This window comes from Salmonella sp. 2020_1395 (assembly GCF_043848115.1).
In the GTDB taxonomy this organism is placed as follows: domain Bacteria; phylum Pseudomonadota; class Gammaproteobacteria; order Enterobacterales; family Enterobacteriaceae; genus Salmonella; species Salmonella enterica.
The window spans coordinates 140121-166500 of sequence record NZ_JBCMFH010000003.1 but is presented as its reverse complement, the minus strand read 5'-3'; the positions used below and the strand labels follow the sequence as shown (position 1 = coordinate 166500).

At 51.8% G+C, this 26380-nt stretch carries 23 protein-coding genes; 16 read left to right on the top strand and 7 right to left on the bottom strand.

What is annotated here, in order from left to right; translation table 11 throughout:
• Positions 1-7: 7 nt before the first annotated feature.
• Both ACH0WD_RS05670 and tesA read right to left on the bottom strand, forming a co-directional pair.
• On the bottom strand, positions 8-778 hold the full coding sequence (locus tag ACH0WD_RS05670; protein ID WP_001172804.1) for an SDR family oxidoreductase: 771 nt from the start codon (positions 776-778) through the stop codon (positions 8-10).
• A 154-nt stretch (positions 779-932) separates the two neighbouring features.
• Positions 933-1547, bottom strand: a complete 615-nt coding sequence (gene tesA, locus ACH0WD_RS05665; protein ID WP_001010574.1) for a multifunctional acyl-CoA thioesterase I/protease I/lysophospholipase L1 — start codon at positions 1545-1547, stop codon at positions 933-935.
• Between tesA and ybbA the strand changes: the two genes are divergently transcribed.
• The 6 genes from ybbA to ACH0WD_RS05635 all read left to right on the top strand — a co-directional run bounded on the left by ybbA (position 1518) and on the right by ACH0WD_RS05635 (position 8726).
• Complete coding sequence (gene ybbA, locus ACH0WD_RS05660; protein ID WP_001110598.1) at positions 1518-2204, top strand: putative ABC transporter ATP-binding protein YbbA; 687 nt, start codon at positions 1518-1520, stop codon at positions 2202-2204. The two genes, tesA and ybbA, sit on opposite strands and share 30 nt — an antisense overlap.
• Positions 2201-4615, top strand: coding sequence for a putative ABC transporter permease subunit YbbP (gene ybbP, locus ACH0WD_RS05655; protein WP_000561786.1), 2415 nt, complete (start codon positions 2201-2203; stop codon positions 4613-4615). The genes ybbA and ybbP overlap by 4 nt, the downstream gene beginning before the upstream one ends.
• 185 nt (positions 4616-4800) lie before the next feature.
• Complete coding sequence (locus tag ACH0WD_RS05650; RefSeq protein ID WP_000152865.1) at positions 4801-5934, top strand: porin; 1134 nt, start codon at positions 4801-4803, stop codon at positions 5932-5934.
• 256 nt (positions 5935-6190) lie between these two features.
• Positions 6191-7021 (top strand): MetQ/NlpA family ABC transporter substrate-binding protein, encoded by an 831-nt coding sequence (locus ACH0WD_RS05645; RefSeq protein WP_000524317.1) that lies wholly within the window; start codon positions 6191-6193, stop codon positions 7019-7021.
• A 36-nt stretch (positions 7022-7057) separates the two neighbouring features.
• Positions 7058-8074 carry a virulence-associated ABC transporter ATP-binding protein SfbB gene (gene sfbB / locus ACH0WD_RS05640; protein ID WP_000569660.1) on the top strand — a complete coding sequence of 339 codons (1017 nt, stop codon included), beginning with the start codon at positions 7058-7060 and terminating at the stop codon, positions 8072-8074.
• Positions 8067-8726 carry a methionine ABC transporter permease gene (locus ACH0WD_RS05635; RefSeq protein WP_000342247.1) on the top strand — a complete coding sequence of 220 codons (660 nt, stop codon included), beginning with the start codon at positions 8067-8069 and terminating at the stop codon, positions 8724-8726. The genes sfbB and ACH0WD_RS05635 overlap by 8 nt, the downstream gene beginning before the upstream one ends.
• 28 nt (positions 8727-8754) lie before the next feature.
• On the opposite strand, the gene mnmH is transcribed toward ACH0WD_RS05635, so the two are convergent.
• Positions 8755-9849 carry a tRNA 2-selenouridine(34) synthase MnmH gene (gene mnmH, locus ACH0WD_RS05630; RefSeq protein ID WP_001154085.1) on the bottom strand — a complete coding sequence of 365 codons (1095 nt, stop codon included), beginning with the start codon at positions 9847-9849 and terminating at the stop codon, positions 8755-8757.
• A gap of 69 nt (positions 9850-9918) precedes the next feature.
• Positions 9919-10845, bottom strand: coding sequence for an HTH-type transcriptional activator AllS (allS, locus tag ACH0WD_RS05625; protein ID WP_000460170.1), 927 nt, complete (start codon positions 10843-10845; stop codon positions 9919-9921).
• Positions 10846-11071: 226 nt separating this feature from the next.
• On the opposite strand from allS, the gene allA reads away from it, so the two are divergent.
• The 10 genes from allA to glxK all read left to right on the top strand — a co-directional run bounded on the left by allA (position 11072) and on the right by glxK (position 22916).
• Positions 11072-11554, top strand: coding sequence for an ureidoglycolate lyase (gene allA / locus ACH0WD_RS05620; protein WP_000764659.1), 483 nt, complete (start codon positions 11072-11074; stop codon positions 11552-11554).
• 78 nt (positions 11555-11632) lie between these two features.
• Positions 11633-12451 carry an HTH-type transcriptional repressor AllR gene (gene allR, locus ACH0WD_RS05615; protein WP_000141265.1) on the top strand — a complete coding sequence of 273 codons (819 nt, stop codon included), beginning with the start codon at positions 11633-11635 and terminating at the stop codon, positions 12449-12451.
• 84 nt (positions 12452-12535) lie between these two features.
• On the top strand, positions 12536-14317 hold the full coding sequence (gcl, locus tag ACH0WD_RS05610) for a glyoxylate carboligase (protein ID WP_001096868.1): 1782 nt from the start codon (positions 12536-12538) through the stop codon (positions 14315-14317).
• A 12-nt stretch (positions 14318-14329) separates the two neighbouring features.
• Entirely contained in the window at positions 14330-15106 is a 777-nt protein-coding gene (gene hyi / locus ACH0WD_RS05605; protein WP_000943594.1) for a hydroxypyruvate isomerase, read from the top strand.
• Between the two features lie 100 nt (positions 15107-15206).
• Positions 15207-16085: a 2-hydroxy-3-oxopropionate reductase gene (gene glxR / locus ACH0WD_RS05600; protein WP_000765815.1), complete on the top strand. Its 879-nt coding sequence runs from the start codon at positions 15207-15209 to the stop codon at positions 16083-16085.
• 65 nt (positions 16086-16150) lie between these two features.
• Positions 16151-17398 carry an MFS transporter gene (locus ACH0WD_RS05595; RefSeq protein ID WP_000005063.1) on the top strand — a complete coding sequence of 416 codons (1248 nt, stop codon included), beginning with the start codon at positions 16151-16153 and terminating at the stop codon, positions 17396-17398.
• Between the two features lie 95 nt (positions 17399-17493).
• The gene (locus ACH0WD_RS05590) at positions 17494-18948 is read left to right on the top strand and encodes a putative allantoin permease (RefSeq protein WP_000401069.1); all 1455 of its coding nucleotides are present in this window, start codon (positions 17494-17496) and stop codon (positions 18946-18948) included.
• A gap of 78 nt (positions 18949-19026) precedes the next feature.
• The gene (allB, locus tag ACH0WD_RS05585; RefSeq protein WP_000006865.1) at positions 19027-20388 is read left to right on the top strand and encodes an allantoinase AllB; all 1362 of its coding nucleotides are present in this window, start codon (positions 19027-19029) and stop codon (positions 20386-20388) included.
• A gap of 58 nt (positions 20389-20446) precedes the next feature.
• Positions 20447-21745, top strand: a complete 1299-nt coding sequence (locus ACH0WD_RS05580) for a uracil/xanthine transporter (RefSeq protein ID WP_000484506.1) — start codon at positions 20447-20449, stop codon at positions 21743-21745.
• Positions 21746-21767: 22 nt separating this feature from the next.
• A complete protein-coding gene (gene glxK / locus ACH0WD_RS05575) occupies positions 21768-22916 on the top strand; it encodes a glycerate 3-kinase (RefSeq protein ID WP_000706331.1) in 1149 nt (382 codons plus the stop codon).
• 79 nt (positions 22917-22995) lie between these two features.
• Here the strand turns inward: glxK and allE are convergent, their stop codons facing one another.
• From allE to allD, 3 genes are read right to left on the bottom strand one after another with little or no spacing between them, the layout of a single operon-like run.
• Complete coding sequence (gene allE / locus ACH0WD_RS05570) at positions 22996-23781, bottom strand: (S)-ureidoglycine aminohydrolase (protein ID WP_000540981.1); 786 nt, start codon at positions 23779-23781, stop codon at positions 22996-22998.
• 10 nt (positions 23782-23791) lie between these two features.
• The gene (gene allC, locus ACH0WD_RS05565) at positions 23792-25027 is read right to left on the bottom strand and encodes an allantoate deiminase (protein WP_000589769.1); all 1236 of its coding nucleotides are present in this window, start codon (positions 25025-25027) and stop codon (positions 23792-23794) included.
• Positions 25028-25048: 21 nt separating this feature from the next.
• On the bottom strand, positions 25049-26098 hold the full coding sequence (gene allD, locus ACH0WD_RS05560) for an ureidoglycolate dehydrogenase (protein WP_000703929.1): 1050 nt from the start codon (positions 26096-26098) through the stop codon (positions 25049-25051).
• Positions 26099-26380: the final 282 nt, after the last annotated feature.

The following is a 26380-nucleotide window of genomic DNA, read 5'->3' as shown; positions in this document are numbered from 1 at the left end:
CTTCAACTCAGCTTTGTAAAATTTTATCCAGCATCCGGCCCGGCAATAGGCGTTTCAGCGCCATCACCGCCCAGGTGACCAGCGTAACGGGATAGCGCAGCCTGGGTTTATCGCTTGCAAAAGCATGACGCACTTTCGCTACTACCGCGTCAGGATCGCGGGTGAAACGTGCGGCGATGCCGGGATTTTCTACCGGTTTATCACGCTGCGTCTGGTTAACGTTATCCGTAAAACGGGTACGAATCGGCCCCGGTTCTATCAGGCTCACTTTAATGCCTGTGTGCCGTAGCTCCATACGTAGCGCGTCAGACCAGGCTTCGAGCGCATATTTGCTGGCGGCGTAAGCGCCGCGCCCTGGGGTGGAAATCAGCCCCATCACCGATGAGGTCATCACAATGCGTCCTTCGCCATGCGGCAACATGGCGGGAAGTAAGCGCATGGTAAGCTGATGCGCGCCGAAAAAATTACTGGAAAACTGTTGCTCCATCTGCTCACGGCTGATGGTAGAAAGGGGGCCATACACGCCGTAGCCGGCATTGTTAAAGATCCCATACAGACGATTATCGGTCAGGGCGATCACTTCATCGGCGGCACGATCCACGCTTTCAGGGGAGTCGAGATCGATCAACACGCCGGTAAATCCCATACTGTTCATCCGGGCGACATCATCAGGTTTGCGGCAGCCCGCCAGGATTTGAAAGCCCTGGCGTTTAAGTTCAAGCGCGCTGTCCAGACCGATTCCGCTGGAACATCCTGTTATTAAGACCGATTTTTGCATAACTTTACCTGTCAGGATCTCCGTTGATTTAAGAGTCGTGGTTAACTATATCCGTCATACTTCAAGTTGCCTGTGCGTTCGTTTACTCCAGTCACATAGGTATCTATGCTCCTGGAAATTCTCTTACGTGCCGCCTTCATGCAACTCGAATTATTCAGGAGAGAAAAGGGGTCAACTGCTTCGCCATCCAGTCGGCAATAAACGGCTGGGCGTCGCGGTTGGGATGAATGCCGTCATCCTGCATCCACTGCGGTTTCAGATATACCTCTTCCATAAAAAACGGTAACAGAGGAATATCGAACTCTTTGGCGAGCTTAGGATAAATGGCGCTAAAGGATTCATTATAACGGCGACCGTAGTTAGCGGGCAGATGAATTTGCATCAGTAACGGTTGGGCATCGGCGGCTTTCACCGTCTGAATGATTTTACGTAGCGTCTGTTCGGTTTGCGCAGGCGCAAAACCGCGTAGGCCATCGTTGCCGCCAAGTTCCACCACTACCCAGCGCGGGTGATGCTGTTGCAACAGCGCCGGCAAACGCGCCAGTCCCTGCTGCGAGGTATCACCGCTTATACTGGCATTAACGACCGACGTTTTGTTTTGCCATTTATCATTAAGGAGCGACGGCCATGCCGCGCTGGCGGCCATACGGTAACCGGCGCTGAGACTATCGCCCAGAATTAATAAGGTGTCTGCGGCGGCGGCACGGAAAGTTAACAGGATCAAAAACAGGAAGGGCAAATGCCAGCGGAAAACAGTGTTGAAGTTCATCGTCTCAGGAAGTCCGTCGGTCAGGGTGAGCATGAGCTTTCCATCCTTACCGGAGTTGAACTGGTTGTCAAACGCGGTGAAACCATTGCGCTGATTGGCGAATCAGGATCGGGAAAATCTACGCTGCTGGCGATTCTCGCCGGACTGGATGACGGCAGTAGCGGAGAGGTCAGTCTGGTGGGGAAACCGCTTCATCAGATGGACGAAGAGGCGCGGGCGCAGCTTCGCGCTCAGCATGTCGGTTTTGTTTTTCAATCCTTCATGCTTATTCCTACGCTTAACGCGCTGGAAAACGTTGAGCTACCGGCCCTGCTACGCGGTGAAAACAGCGGTCAGAGTAAGGCGGGGGCGAAAGCGCTGCTCGAACAACTGGGACTGGGAAAACGGCTTGACCACCTTCCGGCACAGCTTTCCGGCGGCGAACAGCAGCGTGTAGCGCTGGCGCGCGCGTTTAACGGGCGTCCTGATGTGCTGTTTGCCGATGAGCCGACGGGCAACCTTGACCGTCAGACCGGAGATAAAATCGCCGACCTGCTATTTTCGCTTAACCGCGAACACGGCACCACGCTGATTCTGGTGACGCACGACCCGGCGCTGGCGGCGCGCTGCGACCGGCGGCTGCGGTTGGTCAACGGTCAGTTACAGGAGGAGGCATGATAGCTCGCTGGTTCTGGCGCGAATGGCGCTCGCCGTCGCTGATTATTGTCTGGCTGGCGTTGAGTCTGGCGGTGGCCTGCGTACTGGCGCTCGGCAGTATCAGCGACCGGATGGAAAAAGGGTTAAGTCAGCAAAGCCGCGAGTTTATGGCAGGCGATCGGACGCTGCAAAGTTCGCGGGAGGTACCGAAAGCCTGGCTTGAAGAGGCGCGTAAACGCGGCCTTAACGTGGGCGAGCAGTTAACCTTTGCGACCATGACGTTTGCCGGCGATACGCCGCAACTGGCCAGCGTGAAGGCGGTAGATAGCGTTTATCCGATGTACGGCGAATTGCAAACCCGTCCAGGCGGAGTGAAACCGCAGCCGGGTAGCGTACTGCTGGCGCCGCGTCTGATGGCGCTGCTTAATTTGAAAACGGGCGATACCATTGATGTCGGCGACGTGACCTTGCGTATTGCCGGTGAAGTGGTGCAGGAGCCGGATTCCGGGTTTAACCCTTTTCAGATGGCGCCGCGTCTGATGATGAATATGGCCGATGTGGCAAAAACCGGTGCGATACAGCCGGGGAGCCGCGTGATGTGGCGGTATAAATTCGGCGGAACGCCGCAACAGCTTGCTGGCTATGAAAGCTGGCTGTTACCGCAGCTTAAACCGGAACATCGCTGGTACGGACTGGAGCAGGATGACGGGGCATTGGGGAAATCGCTCGAACGTTCGCAGCAGTTTTTGCTGCTTTCGGCGTTATTAACGCTACTGCTGGCGGTAGCTGCCGTCGCGGTGGCGATGAGCCATTACTGCCGTAGCCGCTACGATCTGGTGGCGATTTTAAAAACGTTGGGCGCGGGCCGGGCCCAGTTGCGTAAACTTATCATCGGACAGTGGTTGATGGTGCTGGGGCTTTCCGCCGTCACGGGAGGCGCGATTGGGTTACTGTTTGAAAACATATTGTTGGTGCTGCTAAAACCGGTATTGCCCGCCGATTTGCCGCCCGCCAGCCTGTGGCCCTGGCTGTGGGCGCTGGGCGCGATGACGGTCATCTCTCTGCTGGTCGGTTTACGGCCTTATCGATTGTTGCTGGCGACCCAGCCGCTACGGGTGCTGCGCCGCGATGTTGTCGCTCGCGTCTGGCCGTTAAAAATTTATTTGCCTGTCGCCTGCGCCGTCGTGGTGGCGCTGCTCGCCGGATTGATGGGCGGAAGTATGCTGTTGTGGGCGGTTCTGGCGGGCGCCGTGATACTGGCGCTGCTGTGCGGTCTGGTGGGCTGGATGCTGCTTAACGTGCTGCGCGGCATGACGTTGACGTCGCTACCGCTGCGTCTGGCCGTCAGCCGACTTCTGCGTCAGCCGTGGTCAACGTTGAGTCAGCTTTCGGCGTTTTCGCTTTCGTTTATGCTGCTGGCGCTCTTGCTGGTGCTGCGCGGCGACCTCCTTGATCGCTGGCAACAGCAGCTCCCGCCGGAAAGTCCGAACTATTTCCTTATCAATATTGCTTCAGAGCAGGTCGCGCCGCTGAAAGCCTTTTTGGCGGAACATCAGGTGATTCCGCAGACGTTTTATCCGATTGTGCGGGCGCGGTTAACCAGGATAAACGGTAATCCGACGGAAGGTCAGCAGGATGAGTCACTCAACCGTGAACTGAATTTGACCTGGCAGGATACGCGCCCGGCGCATAATCCGCTGGTCGCCGGTCACTGGCCGCCAAAATCGGGCGAAGTCTCTATGGAAGAGGGGCTGGCGAAGCGGCTGAACGTCAAACTCGGCGATAGCGTAACCTTTATGGGCGATACCCAGGCATTTAGCGCTAAAGTCACCAGCCTGCGTCAAGTGGACTGGGAAAGCCTGCGGCCCAACTTTTTCTTCATTTTTCCTTCCGGGGCGCTGGACGGGCAACCACAAAGCTGGTTGACCAGTTTTCGCTGGGAGAATGGCAACGGCATGTTAACGCAGCTTAACCGCGAGTTTCCTACCGTCAGCCTGTTAGATATCGGGGCGATCCTGAAACAGGTGGGACAGGTGCTGGAGCAGGTCAGTCGGGCGCTGGAGGTGATGGTTGTGCTAGTCACCCTCTGCGGCATGTTGCTATTACTGGCCCAGGTACAGGTCGGGATGCGTCAGCGCCATCAGGAGCTGGTGGTGTGGCGCACGTTAGGAGCCGGAAAGAAACTGTTGCGTACCACACTCTGGTGCGAATTCGCCATGCTGGGGTTAGTTGCCGGGTTGGTCGCCGCGATTGGCGCGGAGACGGCGCTGGCGATCTTACAAATTAACGTTTTTGATTTCCCCTGGGAGCCGGACTGGCGTTTATGGGGCGCACTGCCGTTTTGCGGCGCGCTGCTGCTTTCCGTATGCGGCGGCTGGCTTGGCGTTCGTTTGCTGAAAGGCAAAGCGCTATTCCGACAGTTTAACGGATGATTCATGATGTGAATAATTTCGCGCCGGTTTTTAAAACGGCGCGTACTTTTTTAGTCGCACAAATTGCTAACTCCTTGATTTTTAGTAGCACAAATCATTAAAAAATACACAACACGTAAGGTTTTATAACAGTTATTATTTGCCTGCTAAATGATTTGGATTGGCTATCTATCAAGGAAAATATAATGACAATTAAAATAACAGCGTTGGCGGCATCGATCGGCGCGGCAGTGGCTTTCATGCCTTTCGCTACTCAGGCGGAAATCACCGTTTTAAAACAAGATCCCCAGGCGGGTAATCCACTCAGCCGACTCAATTTCACCGTCGGCGGGAGTATTCGTCCGCAGTTCCAGAATATGACCGGCAATGACGGCGCGAACGGTTATAAACGTAATGGTTTTGATGGCGGGACGCGTTTCCGCTTCGCCGCGGATTACTATCTGTTTGATGATATCAGTTGGATTAGCTATTACGAGCTGGGCGTCAATATCCCTGCGGTATTTGACTGGGATAACCATTATGCGAAGGGCGCGACTGATACCACTCGCCGTATGCTGTATACCGGCTTCAAGAGCGCGAAGTGGGGAACGCTGACCTTCGGTCAACAGAACAGCATTTATTACGATGTGGTGGGCGTAAAAACCGATATCTGGGATTACGACATGATAGGTCAGGCGCCGGGCAACGGGATTAACGGCGACTACGATGGTTCTTATCGCACGCGTAAGTCATTGAAGTACAAGAAAAGCATTGGCAATGTCGATCTCTACGCGTCTTATCTGTTCAGCGACGATTATAATGCCAATAACGGCCTGAATTACAAACGTAAAGGCGGCGGTTCTTTAGGCGCGGATTACCATCTCACCGACGATCTGACCTGGGGGACGGCATGGAACTATACCCGTGCGGAGATGCGCGGCAACGGCAATAAAACTTACGATCAAAATATTGTCGGTACCGCATTAAGCTGGACGCCGGAAAACTGGACTATCGCCGCAGGCGGCGGTTGGTATCAGAACTTTATGACGACCAAAAAAGTGTCTGTGAATGATTACTTTGCCGGCGATGCGTGGGGTCTGGAATATTTTGTCGGTTACGCTTTCCCGATTGGTCAGTATGCCGTGAAAGCTATTCAACCGTACTTTATGGGCGACCGCATTGAATATGTGAATGGCCGCGACTATCTGCGCACCGATAACGGCGTGGGGATCACCTTCCAACTGGATTATGGTTTCCGCGTTGATTATGAACATGTTTTCACCTCCAGCACTGACAATCTGGGCGATATGAACCTGGTGCGTCTGCGTTACGATTTCTAAAGCGTTTTCCTGTGCCGGATGTTGGCGTTAAGACCTCTTATCCGGCATTTCCCTCTACGCTATTCCCGCCTGACACATGCCTGAGCGCCTGCCTCGTACATTTAACGACACACCAGGAAACATCATGAAATAATTTCAAGGACAGCAGGCTGTGATCTGTGTCATGTTAAGAAATAGCCTTTTGTTTGGGCCAAAACAGACGATGCCGCATGAACGGCATCCGGCACAGCATCACACTATTTAAAATGGAGAAATTATGGGATTGCGTCAGAGTTTACGCATTGCGGCCAGCACGCTATTACTGGCCTGCGGATTACAGTTTGCCCATGCCGATAGTTCCCCGCAAACGATCGTATTTGGCGTCGCGCCAGGGCCGTATGGCGATATGGTGAAGCAGGCGATTGCGCCGACATTAAAAGAAAAAGGGTATAAGGTTGTGGTGCGCGAGTTTAGCGACTATGTCCAGCCCAATATGGCGTTAGCTAACGGCAGCATTGACGCCAACCTCTTTCAACATACCCTCTATTTTGACAAATTCACCGCTGACAAAGGGCTGAAGCTCAGCAAACTTATTGTGGTACCGACCGCCGGGATGGGCTTCTATTCACGTAAAATCAACAGTCTGGATGCGCTTAAAAAAGGGGACATTATTACTCTCTCCAACGATCCGACTAACCTGGCGCGCGGCCTTCGCTTCCTGCAATCGTTGGGGCTGATCACGATTAAGGACAATATCGATCCGACCAAAGCCTCTGAACGAGATATCGCCAGCAATCCAAAAGGACTGGTTTTCAAACCGCTGGAAGCCGCACAGCTACCGCGCACGCTGGATGGCGTGACCGGCGCGCTGGTTAACGGGAACTTTGCGGTGGCGGCAGGTCTCGATCTCTCCAGCGCGATTAAGCAAGAACACCTGGATGAGAACCTGAAAAATATCATTGCGGTACGCAGTGAAGATGCCGATAAGCCGTTTGCCAAAGATATTGTCGAGGCGGTGAAATCGCCGGCTTATCGCGCGGTTATCGACGATCCAAAGAATATTTATAGCGCCTTCCAGAAACCGGAATGGATGACCGCGACCCCCTGATCGCAGCGGTAGCCATCCCCAATTTCTGAGGTGAATATGATTGAAATAGAAAAAGTCTGCGTCGATTTTACCGCCGGTCGCGGTACCCCCACGCGCGCGGTGGATGATGTGAGCCTGCATATCGCCGCGGGCGAGATTTTTGGCATTGTCGGTACCAGCGGCGCAGGAAAAAGCACTCTGCTGCGTACCCTGAACGCCTTAACGCGTCCCAGCCAGGGGCGCGTCAACGTCAACGGCGTGGAAATTTCTGCGCTGGACGGAAAAGCGTTACGCCAGGCGCGGCAGCGTATTGGTATGATTTTCCAGCATTTTAACTTAATGCATACCCGGACAGTGGCGCAAAACGTTGCGTTTAGCCTGAAAGCGGCTGGCTGGGAACGCAGCAAAATCGCGCCGCGGGTGGCGGAAATTTTAACGCTGGTGGGCCTTGCCGATAAAGCGAACCGTTTCCCGGTACAGCTCAGCGGCGGGCAAAAACAGCGGGTGGGGATAGCCCGCGCCATCGCTAACCATCCGGATGTTTTGCTGTGTGATGAACCGACTTCCGCGCTGGATCTGGAAACTTCCGCCACGATTCTGGCCCTGCTCAGACAGATCAACGCACAGCTCGGGATTACTATTGTACTGATCACCCATGAAATGAACGTGATCAAATCTATTTGCGATCGCGTGGCGGTGATGTCGGGCGGTAAGGTTGTGGAATCGGGCGAGGTGTTTGATGTGTTTGCCCACCCGCAACACGCTTTCACACAGCAACTGGTGTCTCATACCCTTAATTTGACCCTGCCGGAACGTTTACGGGAACACCTGCCCGGGCAGTTGCTGAAAATTTTGTTTATCGGCGATTCGGCGGAGCAGCCGGTACTGTCAGAGGTGGCGATCAAGTTTGGCGTCGCGGTCAATATCCTGCATGGCAAGATTGAATATATCGGCGAACGCGCGTTGGGCATTCTGGTGGTGCAATTAACCGCGCCGCATAATCCAACGGCGGTGGCCGCCGCCGTGGAGCATATCCGTCAACGTACCGCACAGGTGGAGGTGATCCGTGGATGATTTATTGCCGGATTTAACGCTGGCGTTCAATGAAACTTTCCAGATGTTGAGTATTTCAACGGTGCTGGCGATTCTTGGCGGTCTACCGCTCGGTTTTCTGATTTTTGTCACCGATCGTCATCTGTTCTGGCAGAACCGTTTTATTTATCTCGTCGCCTCGGTTCTGGTGAATATTATCCGCTCGGTGCCATTTGTTATTTTACTGGTGCTGTTACTGCCGCTAACGCAGCTTTTGCTGGGCAATACCATTGGCCCGATTGCAGCCTCCGTCCCGCTGTCGGTGGCCGCAATCGCGTTTTATGCACGCCTGGTAGATAGCGCGCTCCGTGAAGTCGATAAAGGGATTATTGAGGCGGCGCTGGCATTCGGCGCTAGTCCGATGCGTATTATCTGTACCGTACTGTTGCCGGAAGCCAGCGCAGGGCTGCTGCGCGGCCTGACGATTACATTGGTAAGCTTAATCGGCTACTCGGCGATGGCCGGGATTGTCGGCGGCGGCGGGGTAGGCGACCTGGCGATTCGCTATGGCTACTACCGTTACGAAACCGAAGTGATGGTTGTTACCGTAGTGGCGCTGATTGTGCTGGTTCAGGTCGTTCAGATGCTGGGCGACTGGCTGGCAAAACGTGCCGACAAGCGCGACAGACACTAAGCCGGCGTCAGCCGGCAATAAAAGTAAGCTATTGCGCTTTTAGCCAGTTGGCAACGTCTTGCCATGGGCCGCGAAAAACGATATTCGCGGCTTTTTTCTCCAGTTGATAGCGATACATCGGGTCGTAATATTCGTTAAGTAGCGGAACCAGCCATGCCATATGGCCGTCGGTGCTGCCGTTGGATAATTGCTCCGCCAGCGCCCTATCCAGCGTGTCCGTCAGTTCGGCAAAGCGTTGCAACCCCAGACGGCGGCGAATAGCGAACAGTCCATGATGAAGATATTCACTATACGCCTGCCAACCAGCTTCATCGCCGTAGGCGTGGGTGAAGTCGTGATGCATACGGATGAAATACTCTTCACGCAGTCGTTCCAGACGAAGCGCAAACGGATCTTCCACTACCGCAATGGGGGCCTGCGCCATTCTTTCGCGTAAACACTCAGGCAGATGGTTGGCGCCGATCGTTCGTCCTTCATCTTCCAGTACCCACCTTTTTAGCGTCTGATGCGCGTTAATTTTCAGCAATTCAACGGCAAGTTTGTTTTCAAAACTGGCCTGGCTGAGCTGGGGGTTCAGCGTGCGGCCAAAAGAGGAGCCGCGATGACGCGCGAGACCTTCCAGATCCACGCCGTTGGGCTGTTGTCGCACCAGTTGCGTTTTGCCGCTGCCCGTACAGCCGCCAATTAAAAGTATCGGTTTTTGCGCCAGTTGCCAGGTCGCCTGAATTGCTGTCTGGCGCAGCGCTTTATAGCCGCCTTCAATAAGCGGGCAGTCAATTCCTGTTTCTTGCAGCCAACGTTGTACGATATGTGACCGCTGACCGCCGCGCGCGCAGCACAGATACCCGTTGGGGAAACGTTGATACGCGGCTTTCCAGGCCTCAAGCCGCTGCTGGCGAATGTCGCCGCAAACCAGCCGATGCCCCAACGCTAACGCCGCATCCGCGCCCTGACGTTTGTAGCAGGTGCCGACGGCGGCCCGCTCGTTATCCATCATCAATGGCAGGTTGATAGCGCCCGGCATGGCACCCTGTTCAAACTCAATCGGCGCGCGTACATCAATTAAAGGCGTATCGGCAAGGAGGAGCGCGCGATAGTCCTGTGCTTTTTGTCTGTCTTGCATAACGTAAAACGTAACCTTAAATCATCCTTTGCGCTATTTTACGCGCCAATTCGCAAAGTGGCTTGATTTTTAACAGCGTACCGTGTTGAAAATGGATAAAAAACCGGCTATTTCGGGTTGCCGTTGGGTAAATAATTTCACAATGTCTTCTACCGCTTTGCCTCCGCCAAATTTATGCCAGGCGAGGCTTAACGGTGAGGGCGGACGCATCGTAGGGATGGTACAGCTCACCAGTTCGTTTTTGTCGATCAGCGTTTGACAAAGCGGCTGCGGGACAAAACCGATACCGACGCCTGCCAGATGAGCGGCGATTTTGGTTTCCATATCAGGCACGATAATTTCCTTCTGCCCCGGAAGGCGCCAGGCTACCCGCTTGGTCAGCGTACGCGCGCTGTCTTCGATATTAATTGCCGGGAAACGGCGCAACTGCGCTTCTGTTAGAGGCCCGCTGACGTGAGCTAAAGGATGATCCGCGGACATCACAAAACGCCATTGTACGGAACCTAAAGGGTCGAGCATAAAGGTATTAGCCAACGGCTCGGTGCCAGTTACGCCAATCGCCAGCGAAAAACCTTCATACAGGAGCGAATCCCAGACGCCCATATAAATTTGCCGGGAAAAGTGAAACTGAGTGAAAGGGTAACGCACATTAAGCCACGATAAGAGACTGGCGACCGCTTGCGGGCTATAGAGCAGGTTATTCACCACAATATTGACCTGACGCTCTACGCCGTCGTTAACCTGGCGTAGCTCGTCAGGCATGCTATCCAGCCACGCAAGCCAGTCTTTTGCCTGAGAGAGAAGGTGAGAGCCCGCCGCCGTCAACGAGACGCTTCGCGTTGTGCGAAAGAACAGCCCTACGCCGGTATTTTCCTCCAACAGTTTGATGCGGTAGCTAATGGTTGCCGTGGTTTTACACAGGCGCTCCGCCGCTTTGGAGAAACTCCCCGTTTCGGCAACGCTGATAAAGGTACGCAGTGTTTCCGGGTCAAACATCGTCAGACGCCTCCTTACGATCCTGATAAAACCAGAATTGTTTTCCTATGATTTTTAAGTAGTTTTACATAATAGCCATGTTTGATTTGTGGTCTAAATCTACTTTTGGAAAAATATTCCAACTTTTATGTTGATGTTAAATCCCGAAGGTTTTAGATTGCATGGTATTGAAACCGGACAGAGTCCAAACCGCGGTTAAACGGAATCGAGCTACAAGGGAAAAATAATGAAACTTGAGGTATTACCGTTAGATCAGAAGACGTTCAGCGCTTATGGCGATGTTATTGAGACGCAGGAACGAGACTTTTTTCATATAAACAACGGGTTAGTTGAGCGATATCACGACCTGGCGAAGGTTGAAGTTCTGGAGCAGGATCGCACGCTGATCAGTATTAACAGGGCGCAACCGGCCGCGATGCCTATTGTGGTACATGAACTGGAACGTCATCCTTTAGGTACGCAGGCGTTTGTGCCGATGAACGGCGAGGCTTTTGTCGTTATTGTCGCGCTCGGCGATGATAAACCCGATCTCTCCACGCTGCGGGCGTTTATTAGCAACGGACGGCAGGGCGTCAATTATCACCGTAATGTATGGCATCACCCGCTGTTTGCGTGGCAGACGGTTACCGATTTTCTGACGGTGGATCGCGGTGGCAGCGATAACTGTGATGTTGAAAGTATCCCGACACATGAACTCTGTTTTGCGTGACGCTATTGGCCTTCTTGCATAAGATGAACATATTGTTCATTGTTTATGCTCATATTTTGGGCCGGAGTTAACGTAAATATGACGGAAGTAAGACGACGCGGCAGGCCAGGACAGGCAGAGCCGACTGCGCAGAAAGGCGCTCAGGCGCTGGAGAGGGGCATAGCGATATTGCAATATCTCGAAAGAAGCGGCGGCAGTTCATCAGTTAGCGATATTTCCGGCAGCCTGGATTTACCGCTTTCTACGACGTTTCGCCTGTTAAAGGTACTGCAAGCGGCTGATTTTGTGTACCAGGATAGCCAGCTTGGCTGGTGGCATATTGGTTTAGGCGTATTTAATGTGGGCTCTGCGTATATTCATAATCGCGATGTCCTCTCGGTGGCCGGACCCTTTATGCACCGACTTATGCTGCTTTCTGGCGAGACGGTCAACGTAGCGATTCGCAACGGTAATGAAGCGGTGTTAATCGGTCAAAAGGAGTGCAAATCGATGGTCAGAATGTGCGCGCCCTTAGGGAGTCGTCTGCCGTTACATGCTTCCGGCGCCGGAAAAGCGCTGCTTTACCCGCTCACCGAAGAAGAGCTGGTGGGGATCGTCGTCAATACCGGTTTGCGGCGGTTTACGCCGACCACTCTGGTGGATTTACCTATCCTGCTTAAAAATCTGGAACAGGCGCGTGAACAGGGCTACACCGTTGACCAGGAAGAACATGTTGTCGGGCTGAATTGTATCGCCTCCGCTATCTATGACGATGCGGGCAGCGTGGTCGCCGCTATCTCAATATCGGGACCGGCTTCCCGGCTGACGGAAGATCGCTTTATCAGCCAGGGTGAACTGGTACGGGATACCGCGAAAGACATCAGTACGGCGCTTGGGCTAAAACCCCCTGTAGCCTGAGCCGCATCCCGCTCGCTGGAGCGGGACTTTTTTAAAATTTTTAAAAGTTGGAAACTTTTTCCAATAAAAAGAGGTAGCAATAAAATGGCAAAAATGAGAGCCGTGGATGCGGCAATGTATGTGCTGGAAAAAGAAGGTATCACCACAGCATTCGGCGTTCCTGGGGCTGCAATCAACCCCTTCTATTCTGCAATGCGTAAGCATGGAGGCATTCGCCATATACTGGCGCGTCATGTGGAAGGCGCTTCGCATATGGCTGAGGGCTACACACGTGCGGCGGCAGGTAATATTGGGGTCTGCCTGGGCACTTCCGGCCCGGCGGGAACCGACATGATCACCGCGCTCTATTCCGCTTCTGCCGACTCTATCCCGATTTTATGCATTACCGGTCAGGCGCCACGAGCGCGTCTGCACAAGGAAGACTTCCAGGCAGTCGATATTGAAGCGATTGCAAAACCAGTCAGCAAGATGGCAGTGACGGTTCGTGAGGCGGCGCTGGTGCCGCGCGTATTACAACAGGCTTTTCATCTGATGCGCTCAGGCCGCCCAGGTCCTGTGCTGGTTGATTTACCGTTTGATGTCCAGGTTGCGGAGATCGAATTCGATCCGGATATGTATGAGCCGTTGCCGGTATATAAGCCAGCCGCCAGCCGCGTACAGATTGAAAAGGCGCTGGAGATGCTGATTCAGTCCGAGCGTCCGGTAATTGTCGCGGGCGGCGGGGTTATTAACGCCGACGCCGCGCCACTGCTGCAGCAGTTTGCCGAACTGACCAGCGTACCGGTGATCCCTACTCTGATGGGCTGGGGCTGTATCCCGGACGATCACCCCTTAATGGCGGGGATGGTCGGCCTGCAAACGGCGCATCGCTACGGCAACGCCACTCTGCTGGCATCCGATATGGTTTTTGGCATCGGTAACCGTTTCGCCAACCGTCATACGGGGTCCGTTGAGAAATATACTCAGGGGCGAAAAATCATCCATATCGATATTGAACCGACGCAAATTGGCCGCGTGTTGTGCCCGGATCTGGGCATCGTTTCTGACGCCAAAGCGGCGCTAACGTTGCTGATCGATGTCGCGCAGGAGATGCAAAAAGCGGGGCGTTTGCCATGCCGGAAAACCTGGGTGGACGAATGCCAGCAGCGTAAACGGACTTTGCTGCGTAAAACCCACTTTGACAACGTGCCAGTGAAGCCGCAGCGCGTCTATGAAGAGATGAACAAAGCCTTTGGTCGCGATGTGTGCTATGTCACCACCATTGGATTGTCGCAAATCGCGGCAGCGCAGATGCTGCATGTGTTTAAAGACAGACACTGGATCAACTGCGGCCAGGCGGGGCCTCTTGGCTGGACAATCCCGGCGGCATTAGGGGTTTGTGCTGCCGATCCGCAACGCAATGTGGTGGCGATTTCCGGCGATTTCGACTTCCAGTTCCTGATTGAAGAGTTAGCCGTCGGCGCGCAGTTTAACATTCCGTATATCCATGTGCTGGTTAACAACGCTTATCTTGGTCTGATTCGCCAGTCGCAACGCGCATTTGACATGGACTACTGCGTGCAGCTCGCCTTTGAAAATATCAACTCCAGCGAAGTGAATGGCTATGGCGTTGACCATGTAAAAGTGGCGGAAGGGTTAGGCTGTAAAGCAATTCGTGTCTTTAAACCGGAAGATATTGCGCCTGCATTTGAACAAGCCAAAGCGCTAATGGCGCAATATCGCGTTCCGGTGGTGGTGGAAGTCATTCTGGAACGCGTAACCAATATTTCCATGGGCAGCGAACTGGATAACGTAACCGAGTTTGAAGAGGTTGCGGATAGTGCGAAAGATGCGCCAACAGAAACCTGTTTTATGAAATATGAGTAAGGGAGGTAATCGATGTTACGTTTCTCTGCCAATCTTTCTATGCTGTTTACGGAATATGATTTCCTGGAACGCTTTGATAAAGCGGCGTTGTCGGGATTTCGCGGCGTGGAATTCATGTTTCCCTACGATAACGACATCGAAGTGTTAAAACGTAAGCTCAGGGATAATAATCTGGAACATACGTTACATAATTTACCGGCTGGCGACTGGGCGGCTGGCGAACGTGGAATTGCCTGTATTCCTGGGCGCGAAGAAGAGTTTCGCGATGGCGTAGCGGCCGCAATCCGCTATGCACGTGTGTTAGGTAATAAGAAAATAAATTGTCTGGTGGGTAAAACGCCGTCAGGATTCTCCGCAACGGAGATCCACGACACGTTGGTCGAAAACCTGCGCTATGCGGCAAATATGCTGGCGAAAGAAGACATTTTATTACTTATCGAACCTATTAATCACTTTGATATGCCGGGATTCCATCTCACCGGCACTCAACAGGCGTTAGCATTAATTAAGGATATCGGCAGCGATAATATCAAAATTCAGTATGATATTTATCACATGCAACGCATGGAAGGGGAATTAACGCAAACCATGACGGCATGGGCCGATAAAATAGGCCATTTACAGATTGCTGATAACCCGCGTCGCGGCGAACCGGGGACTGGGGAAATTAATTATGACTTTATTTTTAATGTCATTAAACAGTCTGGTTATGATGGCTGGGTTGGCTGTGAATATAAACCACTGACTACCACGGAAGCGGGATTATCGTGGATTAATCAGTACCGTTAAAACGCAGAATAATTCGGGCAGCGCTTTTTTTTCCACTGTGTTGGAAGGGGATTGTGTTGCCTGAATCTGGAAACACCGAAAGCAATAAAAGAGGTTGTATATGAAACTGGGATTTATTGGCCTGGGAATTATGGGCTCGCCAATGGCTATCAATTTGGCACGCGCCGGTCATCAATTACACGTTACGACTATTGGTCCGGTCGCGGACGAACTGCTCTCGCTGGGGGCGGTAAATGTTGAGACTGCACGTCAGGTAACTGAATTTGCAGACATCATCTTCATAATGGTGCCGGATACGCCGCAGGTTGAAGAGGTGTTATTTGGCGAACACGGTTGCGCTAAAACATCGCTTCAGGGAAAAACCATCGTCGATATGAGTTCTATTTCTCCTATCGAAACCAAACGTTTTGCCCAGCGCGTTAATGAAATGGGCGCTGATTACCTGGATGCCCCGGTTTCCGGGGGAGAAATCGGGGCGCGTGAAGGCACTCTGTCGATTATGGTCGGCGGCGAGCAGAAAGTCTTTGACCGCGTTAAACCGCTCTTTGACATCCTGGGAAAAAATATCACCCTGGTGGGCGGCAATGGGGATGGGCAAACCTGTAAGGTGGCTAACCAAATTATTGTTGCGCTGAATATTGAAGCGGTTTCTGAAGCCTTAGTGTTTGCTTCAAAAGCAGGCGCCGATCCGGTACGCGTGCGCCAGGCGTTAATGGGCGGGTTCGCCTCTTCACGCATTCTGGAAGTTCACGGCGAGCGGATGATCAACCGGACGTTCGAGCCTGGTTTCAAAATCGCGCTTCATCAGAAAGACCTTAATCTTGCATTGCAAAGCGCAAAAGCGCTGGCGCTGAATTTACCGAATACGGCGACCTGCCAGGAATTATTCAATACCTGTGCGGCAAATGGCGGGAGCCAGCTTGATCATTCGGCAATGGTACAGGCGCTGGAATTAATGGCCAATCATAAATTGTCCTAATTATGTGTATCGCTGCGGCTGCAGCGATACCTGTTCACAAGGAACACTCTGTAAAGGTGAAGAACATGAGTGAAACTAAAAAATCCGGGATTGATTACTGGAAACAAATTGTTGTCGTAATGAGTCTGGGCTGGGTAGCGATTTGGATCTATCGCACCGTGCTTACGCCAATTTATCCAGAAATTCAGGCATCTTTAGACAATGTAAGTAATGCAGAAATAGGCGCCATTGCAAGTTTTTACTTTTTTGCTTACTGCAGTATGCAAATCCCTTGCGGAATATTGGTCGATAAATTCGGTCAAAAAATCATGCTGATGGCCGGATTTACGCTTTTTATTATTGGTACACTCTGTATCGCGAAAGCCAATGGCCTGGCCATGATCTATACAGGGTCGCTAATGGCAGGCGGAGGATGCGCTTCTTTCTTTAGCTCGGCTTATTCACTCTCTTCGGCAAACGTGCCGCAGGCCCGTCGGGCATTAGCCAATGCGATTATCAACAGTGGGTCGGCTATAGGGATGGGGATTGGCTTAATCGGTTCCAGCGTATTAGTAAAAAACATGAGCATGGCCTGGCAGAATGTACTGTATATCGTGGCCGCGATATTAGTAATCATGCTGTGCGTTTTTACGCTGGTCATTCGTGGTAAAGCCAAAAGCGACTCTGCGCAAGCGGAAAAGCAAACCCAAACCGTTACGGAAGATGAGAAACGCGCGCCTTTATTCTCTGGTTTATTGTGTAGCGTTTACTTCCTCTATTTCTGTACCTGCTACGGTTATTATTTGATAGTGACCTGGCTGCCCTCTTATCTACAGACTGAAAGAGGATTTGATGGCGGAGCTATCGGGCTGGCATCAGCGCTGGTGGCGGTAGTTGGCGTACCGGGGGCGTTATTTTTTAGCCATCTGTCAGATAAATTTCGTAACAGTAAAGTTAAGGTTATTCTCGGTCTGGAAATTGTGGCGGCAGCAATGTTGGCGTTTACGGTTTTGTCCCCGAATACCACGATGCTGATGGTCAGCCTGACGCTATACGGCTTGCTGGGGAAAATGGCGGTAGACCCGATCCTGATCTCCTTTGTATCTGAACAGGCTTCGGCAAAAAGTCTGGGAAGAGCTTTCAGCCTTTTTAATTTCTTTGGCATGAGCTCGGCGGTTGTCGCCCCAACGTTGACCGGATTTATTTCGGATGTAACGGGGTCGAAAGAGATCAGTTTTGTGATTTCAGCATGTTTAGTGGTCACCGGAACGCTGATCTTTGCTGTCGTCACTTTATATAAAAAGAAAGCGACGCAACGTATTGCTTCAGCTTAAAAATAATTATATCTACTAATTCTTTATTTTATATTTATTTGTTCCTCATAGCTAAACCCATAACAACGTTATCCGATGCGTGAAAAGAGGGATTTATGGAACATCAAAGAGAGCTATACCAGCAGCGCGGTTATAGCGAAGACTTATTACCTAAAACAGAAACCCAACGAAACTGGAAGGCATTTAACTATTTCACCTTATGGATGGGATCTGTACATAACGTGCCAAATTACGTTATGGTCGGCGGTTTTTTTATACTGGGGCTATCAACATTTAATATCATGTTGGCCATTATTATCAGCGCATTATTTATTGCGGCGGCGATGGTAATGAATGGCGCAGCAGGCAGCAAATATGGCGTTCCTTTTGCTATGATATTGCGAGGTTCTTACGGCGTCCGCGGCGCGCTATTCCCTGGATTATTGCGAGGGGGAATCGCGGCAATTATGTGGTTCGGCTTACAGTGTTACGCGGGATCGCTGGCATTTCTTATTTTGATTGGGAAGATCTGGCCAGGATTTCTGACATTAGGCGGAGATTTCAAGCTGCTGGGTCTTTCACTGCCAGGACTAATTACTTTTCTAATTTTTTGGATTATTAACGTTGGCATCGGTTTTGGCGGTGGTAAAGTATTAAATAAATTTACCGCTATCCTCAATCCATGTATTTACATTGTCTTTGGCGGCATGGCTATTTGGGCAATATCGCTGGTCGGCATTGGCCCGATTCTGGACTATCTGCCTTCAGGCGTGCAAAAAGCAGAGCACAGCGGCTTTCTGTTCCTGGTGGTGATTAACGCCGTAGTCGCCGTCTGGGCAGCGCCAGCGGTGAGCGCGTCCGATTTCACGCAAAACGCGCATTCATTTCGCGCTCAGGCATTGGGACAAACATTGGGGCTTATCGTAGCGTATATATTATTCGCCGTAGCCAGCGTGTGCATTATTGCCGGAGCCAGTATTCATTATGGTATGGATACCTGGAACGTGCTGGATATTGTGCAACGCTGGGACAGTCTGTTTGCTTCATTCTTTGCGGTGCTGGTGATTCTGATGACGACAATTTCAACCAACGCCACCGGTAATATTATACCTGCGGGGTATCAAATTGCGGCGCTTGCCCCGACAAAGCTTAACTATAAAAATGGCGTAATGATTGCCAGTATTATCAGTCTACTGATTTGCCCATGGAAATTAATGGAGAATCAGGACAGTATTTATCTGTTCCTCGATATTATCGGCGGTATGCTTGGCCCGGTAATCGGCGTAATGTTAGCTCATTATTTTGTGGTAATGCGTGGAAAAATTAATCTTGATGAGCTGTACACCGCCAGCGGTGATTACAAATATTATGATAATGGATTTAACCTGACTGCATTTTCAGTCACCCTGGTAGCAGTCATTCTGTCATTAGGCGGCAAGTTTATACCATTTATGGAGCCTTTATCCCGCGTGTCCTGGTTTGTAGGCGTAATAGTTGCGTTCGTTGTTTATGCGCTATTGAAGAAACGCACGCGTTTTGAAAATACAGGAGAGCAAAAACTCGTAGGTTAAATATTGAAAAAGCATTAAGCGTATTTAATGAAGTGTGCGCTATTTAAAAACTATCTGTATCCATACAAGGAGTTTGTTATGTCTTTTGATTTAATTATTAAGAACGGTACTGTCATCTTAGAAAACGAAGCGAGAGTTATCGATATCGCCGTCCAGGGCGGAAAAATCGCCGCGATTGGCGAGAACCTGGGGGAAGCGAAAAATGTGCTGGATGCGACGGGATTGATCGTTTCGCCGGGCATGGTTGACGCGCATACCCACATTTCTGAACCGGGCCGTACCCACTGGGAAGGCTATGAAACCGGTACCCGCGCGGCGGCGAAAGGCGGTATTACCACGATGATTGAGATGCCGCTCAATCAGCTGCCGGCGACGGTCGATCGTGAGACGATTGAACTCAAGTTTGACGCGGCAAAAGGTAAATTGACCATCGACGCCGCGCAGTTGGGCGGTTTGGTTTCTTATAACCTGGATCGGCTGCATGAGCTGGACGAAGTGGGCGTTGTCGGCTTCAAGTGCTTTGTCGCCACCTGCGGCGATCGTGGCATCGATAATGATTTTCGCGACGTTAATGACTGGCAGTTTTACAAAGGCGCGCAAAAACTGGGGGAAATGGACCAGACGGTACTGGTACATTGCGAAAATGCTCTGATTTGCGATGAGCTGGGCGAGGAAGCTAAACGCGAAGGACGCGTAACGGCGCATGATTATGTCGCCTCACGTCCGGTATTTACTGAAGTGGAAGCCATTCGTCGCGTGCTGTATCTGGCGAAAGCGGCAGGTTGCCGTCTGCACGTTTGCCATATCAGCAGCCCGGAGGGGGTAGAGGAAGTAACGCGCGCGCGTCAGGAAGGTCAGGATGTCACCTGTGAATCGTGCCCGCACTATTTTGTCCTCGATACCGATCAGTTCGAAGAGATTGGCACCCTGGCAAAATGTTCTCCGCCAATTCGCGACCAGGAAAACCAGAAAGGGATGTGGGAAAAACTGTTTAACGGCGAAATCGACTGCCTGGTATCCGACCACTCTCCATGCCCTCCGGAAATGAAAGCAGGCAATATCATGCAAGCATGGGGCGGAATTGCCGGACTGCAAAACTGCATGGACGTCATGTTTGATGAAGCGGTGCAAAAACGCGGTATGTCGTTGCCGATGTTTGGCAAATTAATGGCGACCAACGCCGCCGATATTTTTGGTCTGAAACATAAAGGACGTATTGCCCCCGGCAAAGATGCTGACCTGGTCTTTATTCAGCCTGACAGCAGCTATGTTCTGAAAAATGAAGATCTGGAATATCGCCATAAAGTCAGTCCGTATGTTGGCCGTACTATTGGCGCGCGTATTACCAAAACGATTTTGCGCGGCGATGTTATTTATGACATCGAGCATGGCTTCCCTGTGCCGCCAAAAGGTCAGTTTATCCTTAAACATCAGCAGTAATCCGGTGTGATTTAATGCCCGTCGTCACGACGGGCATTCTCTATTTTAAGGTGTGGATATGTTCCCTGTTATTAACCGCGAAAGTGTGTTGTCCGGCTTTCAGTGGTTTTTCTTTATTTTCTGTAACACGGTTGTGGTTCCCCCTACCTTGCTGTCCGCTTTTCATCTTCCCGCTGATAACCTGTTAATGCTCACACAATACGCTTTTTTGACCACCGCGTTGGCCTGCCTGGTTCAGGCATTTTGCGGCCATCGCCGCGCCATTATGGAAGGGCCGACAGGGCTGTGGTGGGGCGCTATTCTTACGATTACGCTTGGCGAGGCGTCTCGCGGCACGCCGCTGAACGATATCGCCTCCAGCCTGTCGGTCGGGATCGCGATCTCCGCGATGGTGACGATATTTATCGGCATTAGCGGCTTAGGACACCGTCTGGCTCGCCTGTTTACGCCGGCGGTAATGGTTTTTTTCATGCTGCTTTTGGGCGCGCAGCTGACCTCAATATTTTTTAAAGGCATGCTGGGGCTGCCTTTTGGCATTGCCGATACCAGCGCCAGAATCAAATTGGCCCCCTTTGGGCTGGCGGTCGCGGTGATGTGTTTTATCCTCGCGATGATTATTTTCCTGCAACAGCGTATCTCCCGTTACGCGTTACTGGTAGGGACCGTGGTCGGGTGGGGGCTATGGCGGTTATGCTTTCCTTCATCACACTTACCGCCGGGTGAATTAAGCTGGCGATGGTTTCCGCTGGGCAGCCACGGCACGCTGATGCCGGGTATTATTGTGACGGCGGTGATGACGGGGTTAGTCAACATCAGCAACACTTACGGCGCCATCCGCGGTACCGATATCTTTTATCCGCATCAAGGGTCGGGCAGTTCTCGTTATCGCCGAAGCTTTATGATTTCCGGACTGATGACGTTAGTGACGGTGCCTTTCGCGGTCGTGCCTTTTTCGCCTTTTGTATCTTCCATTGGTTTATTAACGCAAACCGGCGACAGTTCTCGCAAATCCTTTATCTGCGGTAGCGCGTTGTGTCTGCTGGTTGCCATTATAACGCCGTTAACCCGCTTATTTTGCGCTATTCCACTGGCGATCAGCAGCGCCGTTATGCTGGTCTCTTATTTACCTTTACTTTATTCCGGTTTGGTTTTTAGCCAGCAAATTACGTTTACCGCGCGGAATATTTATCGCCTGGCATTACCGCTTTTTGTCGGCATTTTTTTGATGGGGCTTCCTCCGGTCTATTTACAGGATCTTCCACTGATGATTCGTCCTCTGCTTAGTAACGGATTACTGGTGGGAATCTTACTGGCAGTGCTTATGGAAAATCTTATTCCGTGGGAACGCATTAAATAACGTGAGAAAACAAGGAGACATGATGAAGATTGTAATTGCGCCAGATTCATTTAAAGAGAGCTTAAGCGCTGATAAATGCTGTCAGGCTATTAAAGCGGGATTTTCAACCGTATTTCCTGATGCGCGCTATGTCTGTTTACCGATCGCCGATGGTGGAGAAGGAACCGTGGACGCGATGGTGGCTGCGACCGGCGGGAAACGGGTTTCTGTGGACGTTAGCGGGCCGATGGGGGAAAAAGTAAACGGATTTTATGGCCTGACCGGCGACGGCAAAACGGCGATTATTGAAATGGCGGCGGCGAGCGGATTGATGCTGGTGGCACCCGAGGCGCGTAATCCGCTGCTGGCATCCAGTTTCGGCACCGGCGAATTGATTCGTCACGCCCTGGACGCGGGGATTCGCCATATTATTCTGGGTATCGGCGGCAGCGCCACGGTGGATGGCGGAATGGGAGTAGCGCAGGCGCTCGGTGTGCGTTTTCTGGACGCGCAGGGAACGCCGCTTGGCGCCGGAGGGGGCAATTTATCGCGCCTGGCGAGCATTGACCTGCAGGGGTGCGATCCGCGAATTTCAGAGTGTCGTATTGAGGTCGCCTGTGATGTTGATAACCCGTTGGTGGGGCCACGCGGCGCGGCGGCGGTATTCGGTCCGCAGAAAGGGGCGACGCCTGAAATGGTTGAGACGCTGGAAAATGGATTACGTAATTATGCCCGTGTTTTACATGCCCTGACCGGACGCGACATGTCTCAAATACCGGGCGGTGGAGCGGCCGGAGGAATGGGGATTGCCGCTATCGTCTTCCTGGAAGCGGAAATGAAGCCCGGTATTGAGATTGTTATGCAGGCGGTGAAGCTGGAGGAGGCGGTAAAAGAGGCCTCGCTGGTGATTACCGGAGAAGGGCGAATCGACTCGCAAACGGCGGGAGGAAAAGCGCCGATAGGCGTCGCGTCAGTGGCGAAACGGCATCACGTCCCGGTTATCGGCATTGCCGGCGTACTGGGCGACGGCGTGGAAGTGGTCCATCGCCACGGTATTGATGCCGTATTCAGTATTTTGCCGCGGCTGGCGCCTTTGCCGGAGGTTCTGGCGAACGGTGAACAAAATCTCTACCACAGCGCCTGTAATATTGCCCGCGTCATCAAACTTGGCCAGGATATCGGGACTCGTTAAGCATAAAAAAAGCCACGGTTCTCACCGTGGCAAAATCCAACATAGCTAAATTAAAAATAATCAGGAGGGCTGTCCGCCGTTAAATCATAACGTCGCGGTTACAGTCTTTGGAGTAGATGTAGCTGAATGCTTCGCCACGACCTACACCGTATCCGGCCTGCAGGGAATAAGCGCCCATGAAGATGTAGTCGCCTTTTTTCACCGGCACCCAGTTGTTGTCGAGGTTATAAACTCCCTGGCCGGAAAGGATATAAGCGCCATGTTCCTGGACGTGGGTTTCAATATAGCCGTGGCTGGCGCCCGGTTCGAACGACAGAATATGCATATTCATATCGAAGCCCAGCTCTTTAGGCAGGAAATCCAGCAGAATAACATCTTCCATGCCTTCATAATGAATACGCTCCAGCTGGCTGGCATTGCCGGAAACCAACCACGGGGCATGCCCCTCGACAGGAGTATAGCGGCGTTTATATAAAAATAGCTGGCTGTCTTCCGTTTGAGCGTTGCTAAAGGTCATCATCTCGCCCGGTGGACAATAGAGGTATCCGCCCTGGGTTAAAGAGAATGTTTTTCCTTCTGCTTTAGCTTCAATATTTCCCGCAATGACATAGAGAAAAGTTTCAATCCCCTCGCCGCCAAAGCCCTGCTGGTTGCCGCCATTCTGATGTAAGGTGACCAGATAATCGACGAAAGAAGCACCCAGCTTCGGCGTCGAAAGGATGGTGACGTCACAGTTTTCAAAGCCGGGAATAATATTTTTCACCAGACCGTCCGGCGTTAAGAGCGCATAGTTACCGTGTTTCACAATGGCGCGGTTCGCCAGTAAATCATCGCGGTAACCCGTGACGTTATTCAGATATCCCATTGATGGCTCCTTATTTTTGCCAGGCAAGTTGATGCAGCATTAATGCCAGAGTTTTGACCCCTTCAGCAAGGTCATTAATGTTGGTACGTTCCGCCGGGTTATGGCTGATACCATTAATGCTGGGGACGAAAATCATACAGGTAGGGACGCGCGGCGCGAAAATTTGCGCGTCATGACCTGCGCCGCTATGCATTATGCGATAGTTCAGTTGTTCGGTTTCACACAGCCTGGTGAGGGCCGCGACCAGTTCGGCGTTCATCGGCACCGGCGCTTCGTCCATCCACAAATCGATATCGATGCTGATATCCATTTCATCGCAGATGGCGCGCATATCGTTTTCCAACTGTTCGGTAAATTCGCGAAGTACGGCGGCGTCCGTATGCCGGCAATCGATTGTAAATGTGGTTTTTCCAGGGACAACATTGACCGTATTCGGCTGCGGCTCAACTTTGCCGAACGTTAATACCAGGGGATCGCCATGCTGTTTGGCTTTTTCAATGGACTGACTGCAAATACGACTGAAGGCATGCACCGTATCGCGACGATAGCCCATTGGCGTTGTGCCTGCATGGTTGGACTCGCCGTTGAGCGTCACCGTGTAGCGACGTTGCCCGACGATGGCGTTGACGACGCCAATCGACTGTCCGTTGCTCTCCAGAACGCAGCCTTGCTCAATATGCAATTCAACAAAGGCGCGGATATCGGTTCGCGCGGCGAGCGGCGCGGCGGGAAGGGTAAATCCGCACGCCTGCATAGCGTCGACAAAGCCTGTGCCTTTGGCGTCCTGGATATGGCGTACCTCTTCAGGATTCGCCAGGCCAAAAATGTTCTTGCTGCCCCAAAAAACGTAAGGGAAACGGCTGCCTTCTTCCTCAGCCATTGACACTACCTCGACGGTGCGCAGCGGCGCGCCGTAGGTCGCTTTTAGCCAGTCGAGCGCCAGCCAGGCGGCAAGCGCGCCGAATTGCCCGTCCAGATTGCCGCCGTTGACGACCGTATCAATATGCGAACCGCTTAAAATCACCTGCTCCGGAAATTGTGTGCCGCAAAGGCGGCCATATAAATTTCCGACGTCATCAAAGCGTGTCTCCAGACCGCTTTCTGCCATTCGCTTTTTAAACTGCTGCTGTGTTTCCAGCCACTCAGGCGAATAAAGTAAACGCGTCATTCCACCCGTAGGATCGGCTCCAATGGAGGAGAGCCAGGGCAATGTTTCTTCTATCGCGTGGCGAAAATGCTTTATCATAGGAAATTCCTGTTTCAATAATTATTGGGCAAAGGGATTTTTTGTTTCGTATGACTTGAGATAGAGGGCATCGGAAATCAGATATTGATAAATATCATCAACAATATCGATACCATTCATATCGGCATTTTTCTGTTTAATATCCTGATCCTGTCCAGGATAATAAACCTGTTTAAAACCGGGGGCGGGCTTCACGGAATTGAGTTCCTGCATGGTCTGACTAATATGTTTGCGGAATAATTCACAGGAAGAAAAGAACGCCGGATTAATGACCAGATGAAGTTGTCCTAAATTGCGTCCGGCGTGTAAATCTTCATACATCGAACTGACCTGGCGGCCAAACGGCAGCCCCAGCAGAATACCGGACAGAATATCGATCATCATCATCAGGCCGTAGCCTTTCGGGCCTGCGGCGGGTAATAACGCATTGACGGCAAAAGGATCATGTGTCGGCGCGCCGTTTTTATCAACGGCCCAACTCTCCGGAATGGACTCATTGCGGGACCGTGCATCGAGGACTTTTCCCCAGGCCTGCACGGTGGTGGCCATATCGAAGGTAATGATGTCATCGCCTTCGCCCGGCGCGGCAAAGGCCAGCGGATTAGTGCCATAGTAAATATCCGCCCCGCCAAACGGCACGACCATAGGATCGGACTGACAGATAGACAGACCGATCAGGCCTTCGCGAGCAGCCTGGCGGACGAAATAAGAGATGGCGCCGCTATGGCCCATTCTGCTAATGCCGACAACCGCGATGCCATTTTTTTTGGCTATTTCAATAGCATGCTCCATTCCCATTTTGGCTGCGACCTGTCCGGCAGCATTATCGGCATGCAGTATCGCCGTACAGGGACCGGTATTCTCAATGCGGAACGTCGGCTCCCGGTTGGTGCCGCCTTTTGAAATTCGTTCGGCATAATATTCAACGCGTACGGCGCCATGTGAGTGAATACCTCTGGCATCTGCATAAACCAGTACGTCGGCGACGATGGCGGCGTGCTCACGTTTTAGTCCGGCTTTATAAAGCTTATTTTCGATAAGCTGATGGAGTGTTTCCCGACTGATTTTCATCTGTCTTCCTTTTTAACGACGGTGTGAAGCATGACTGCGATTAACATACCGGGAAAATAAAATGATTATGTGATCCAGACAGGCAAAAAAATATAATTAGAATTTATTTGATAATCAGGCGGGTTTTATCTTTTTGCTTAAATAAAAAGCTTTTTTAGAAAATCATAACTAATCCTTTAGCCGTTGTTTGAATTCTTTTGTTAATAAATTTGATGTGACGTTAATCACTCTATTTACCCTCCCGGATATATACCGTGAAGCGCACATTAACACTGCTCGTGC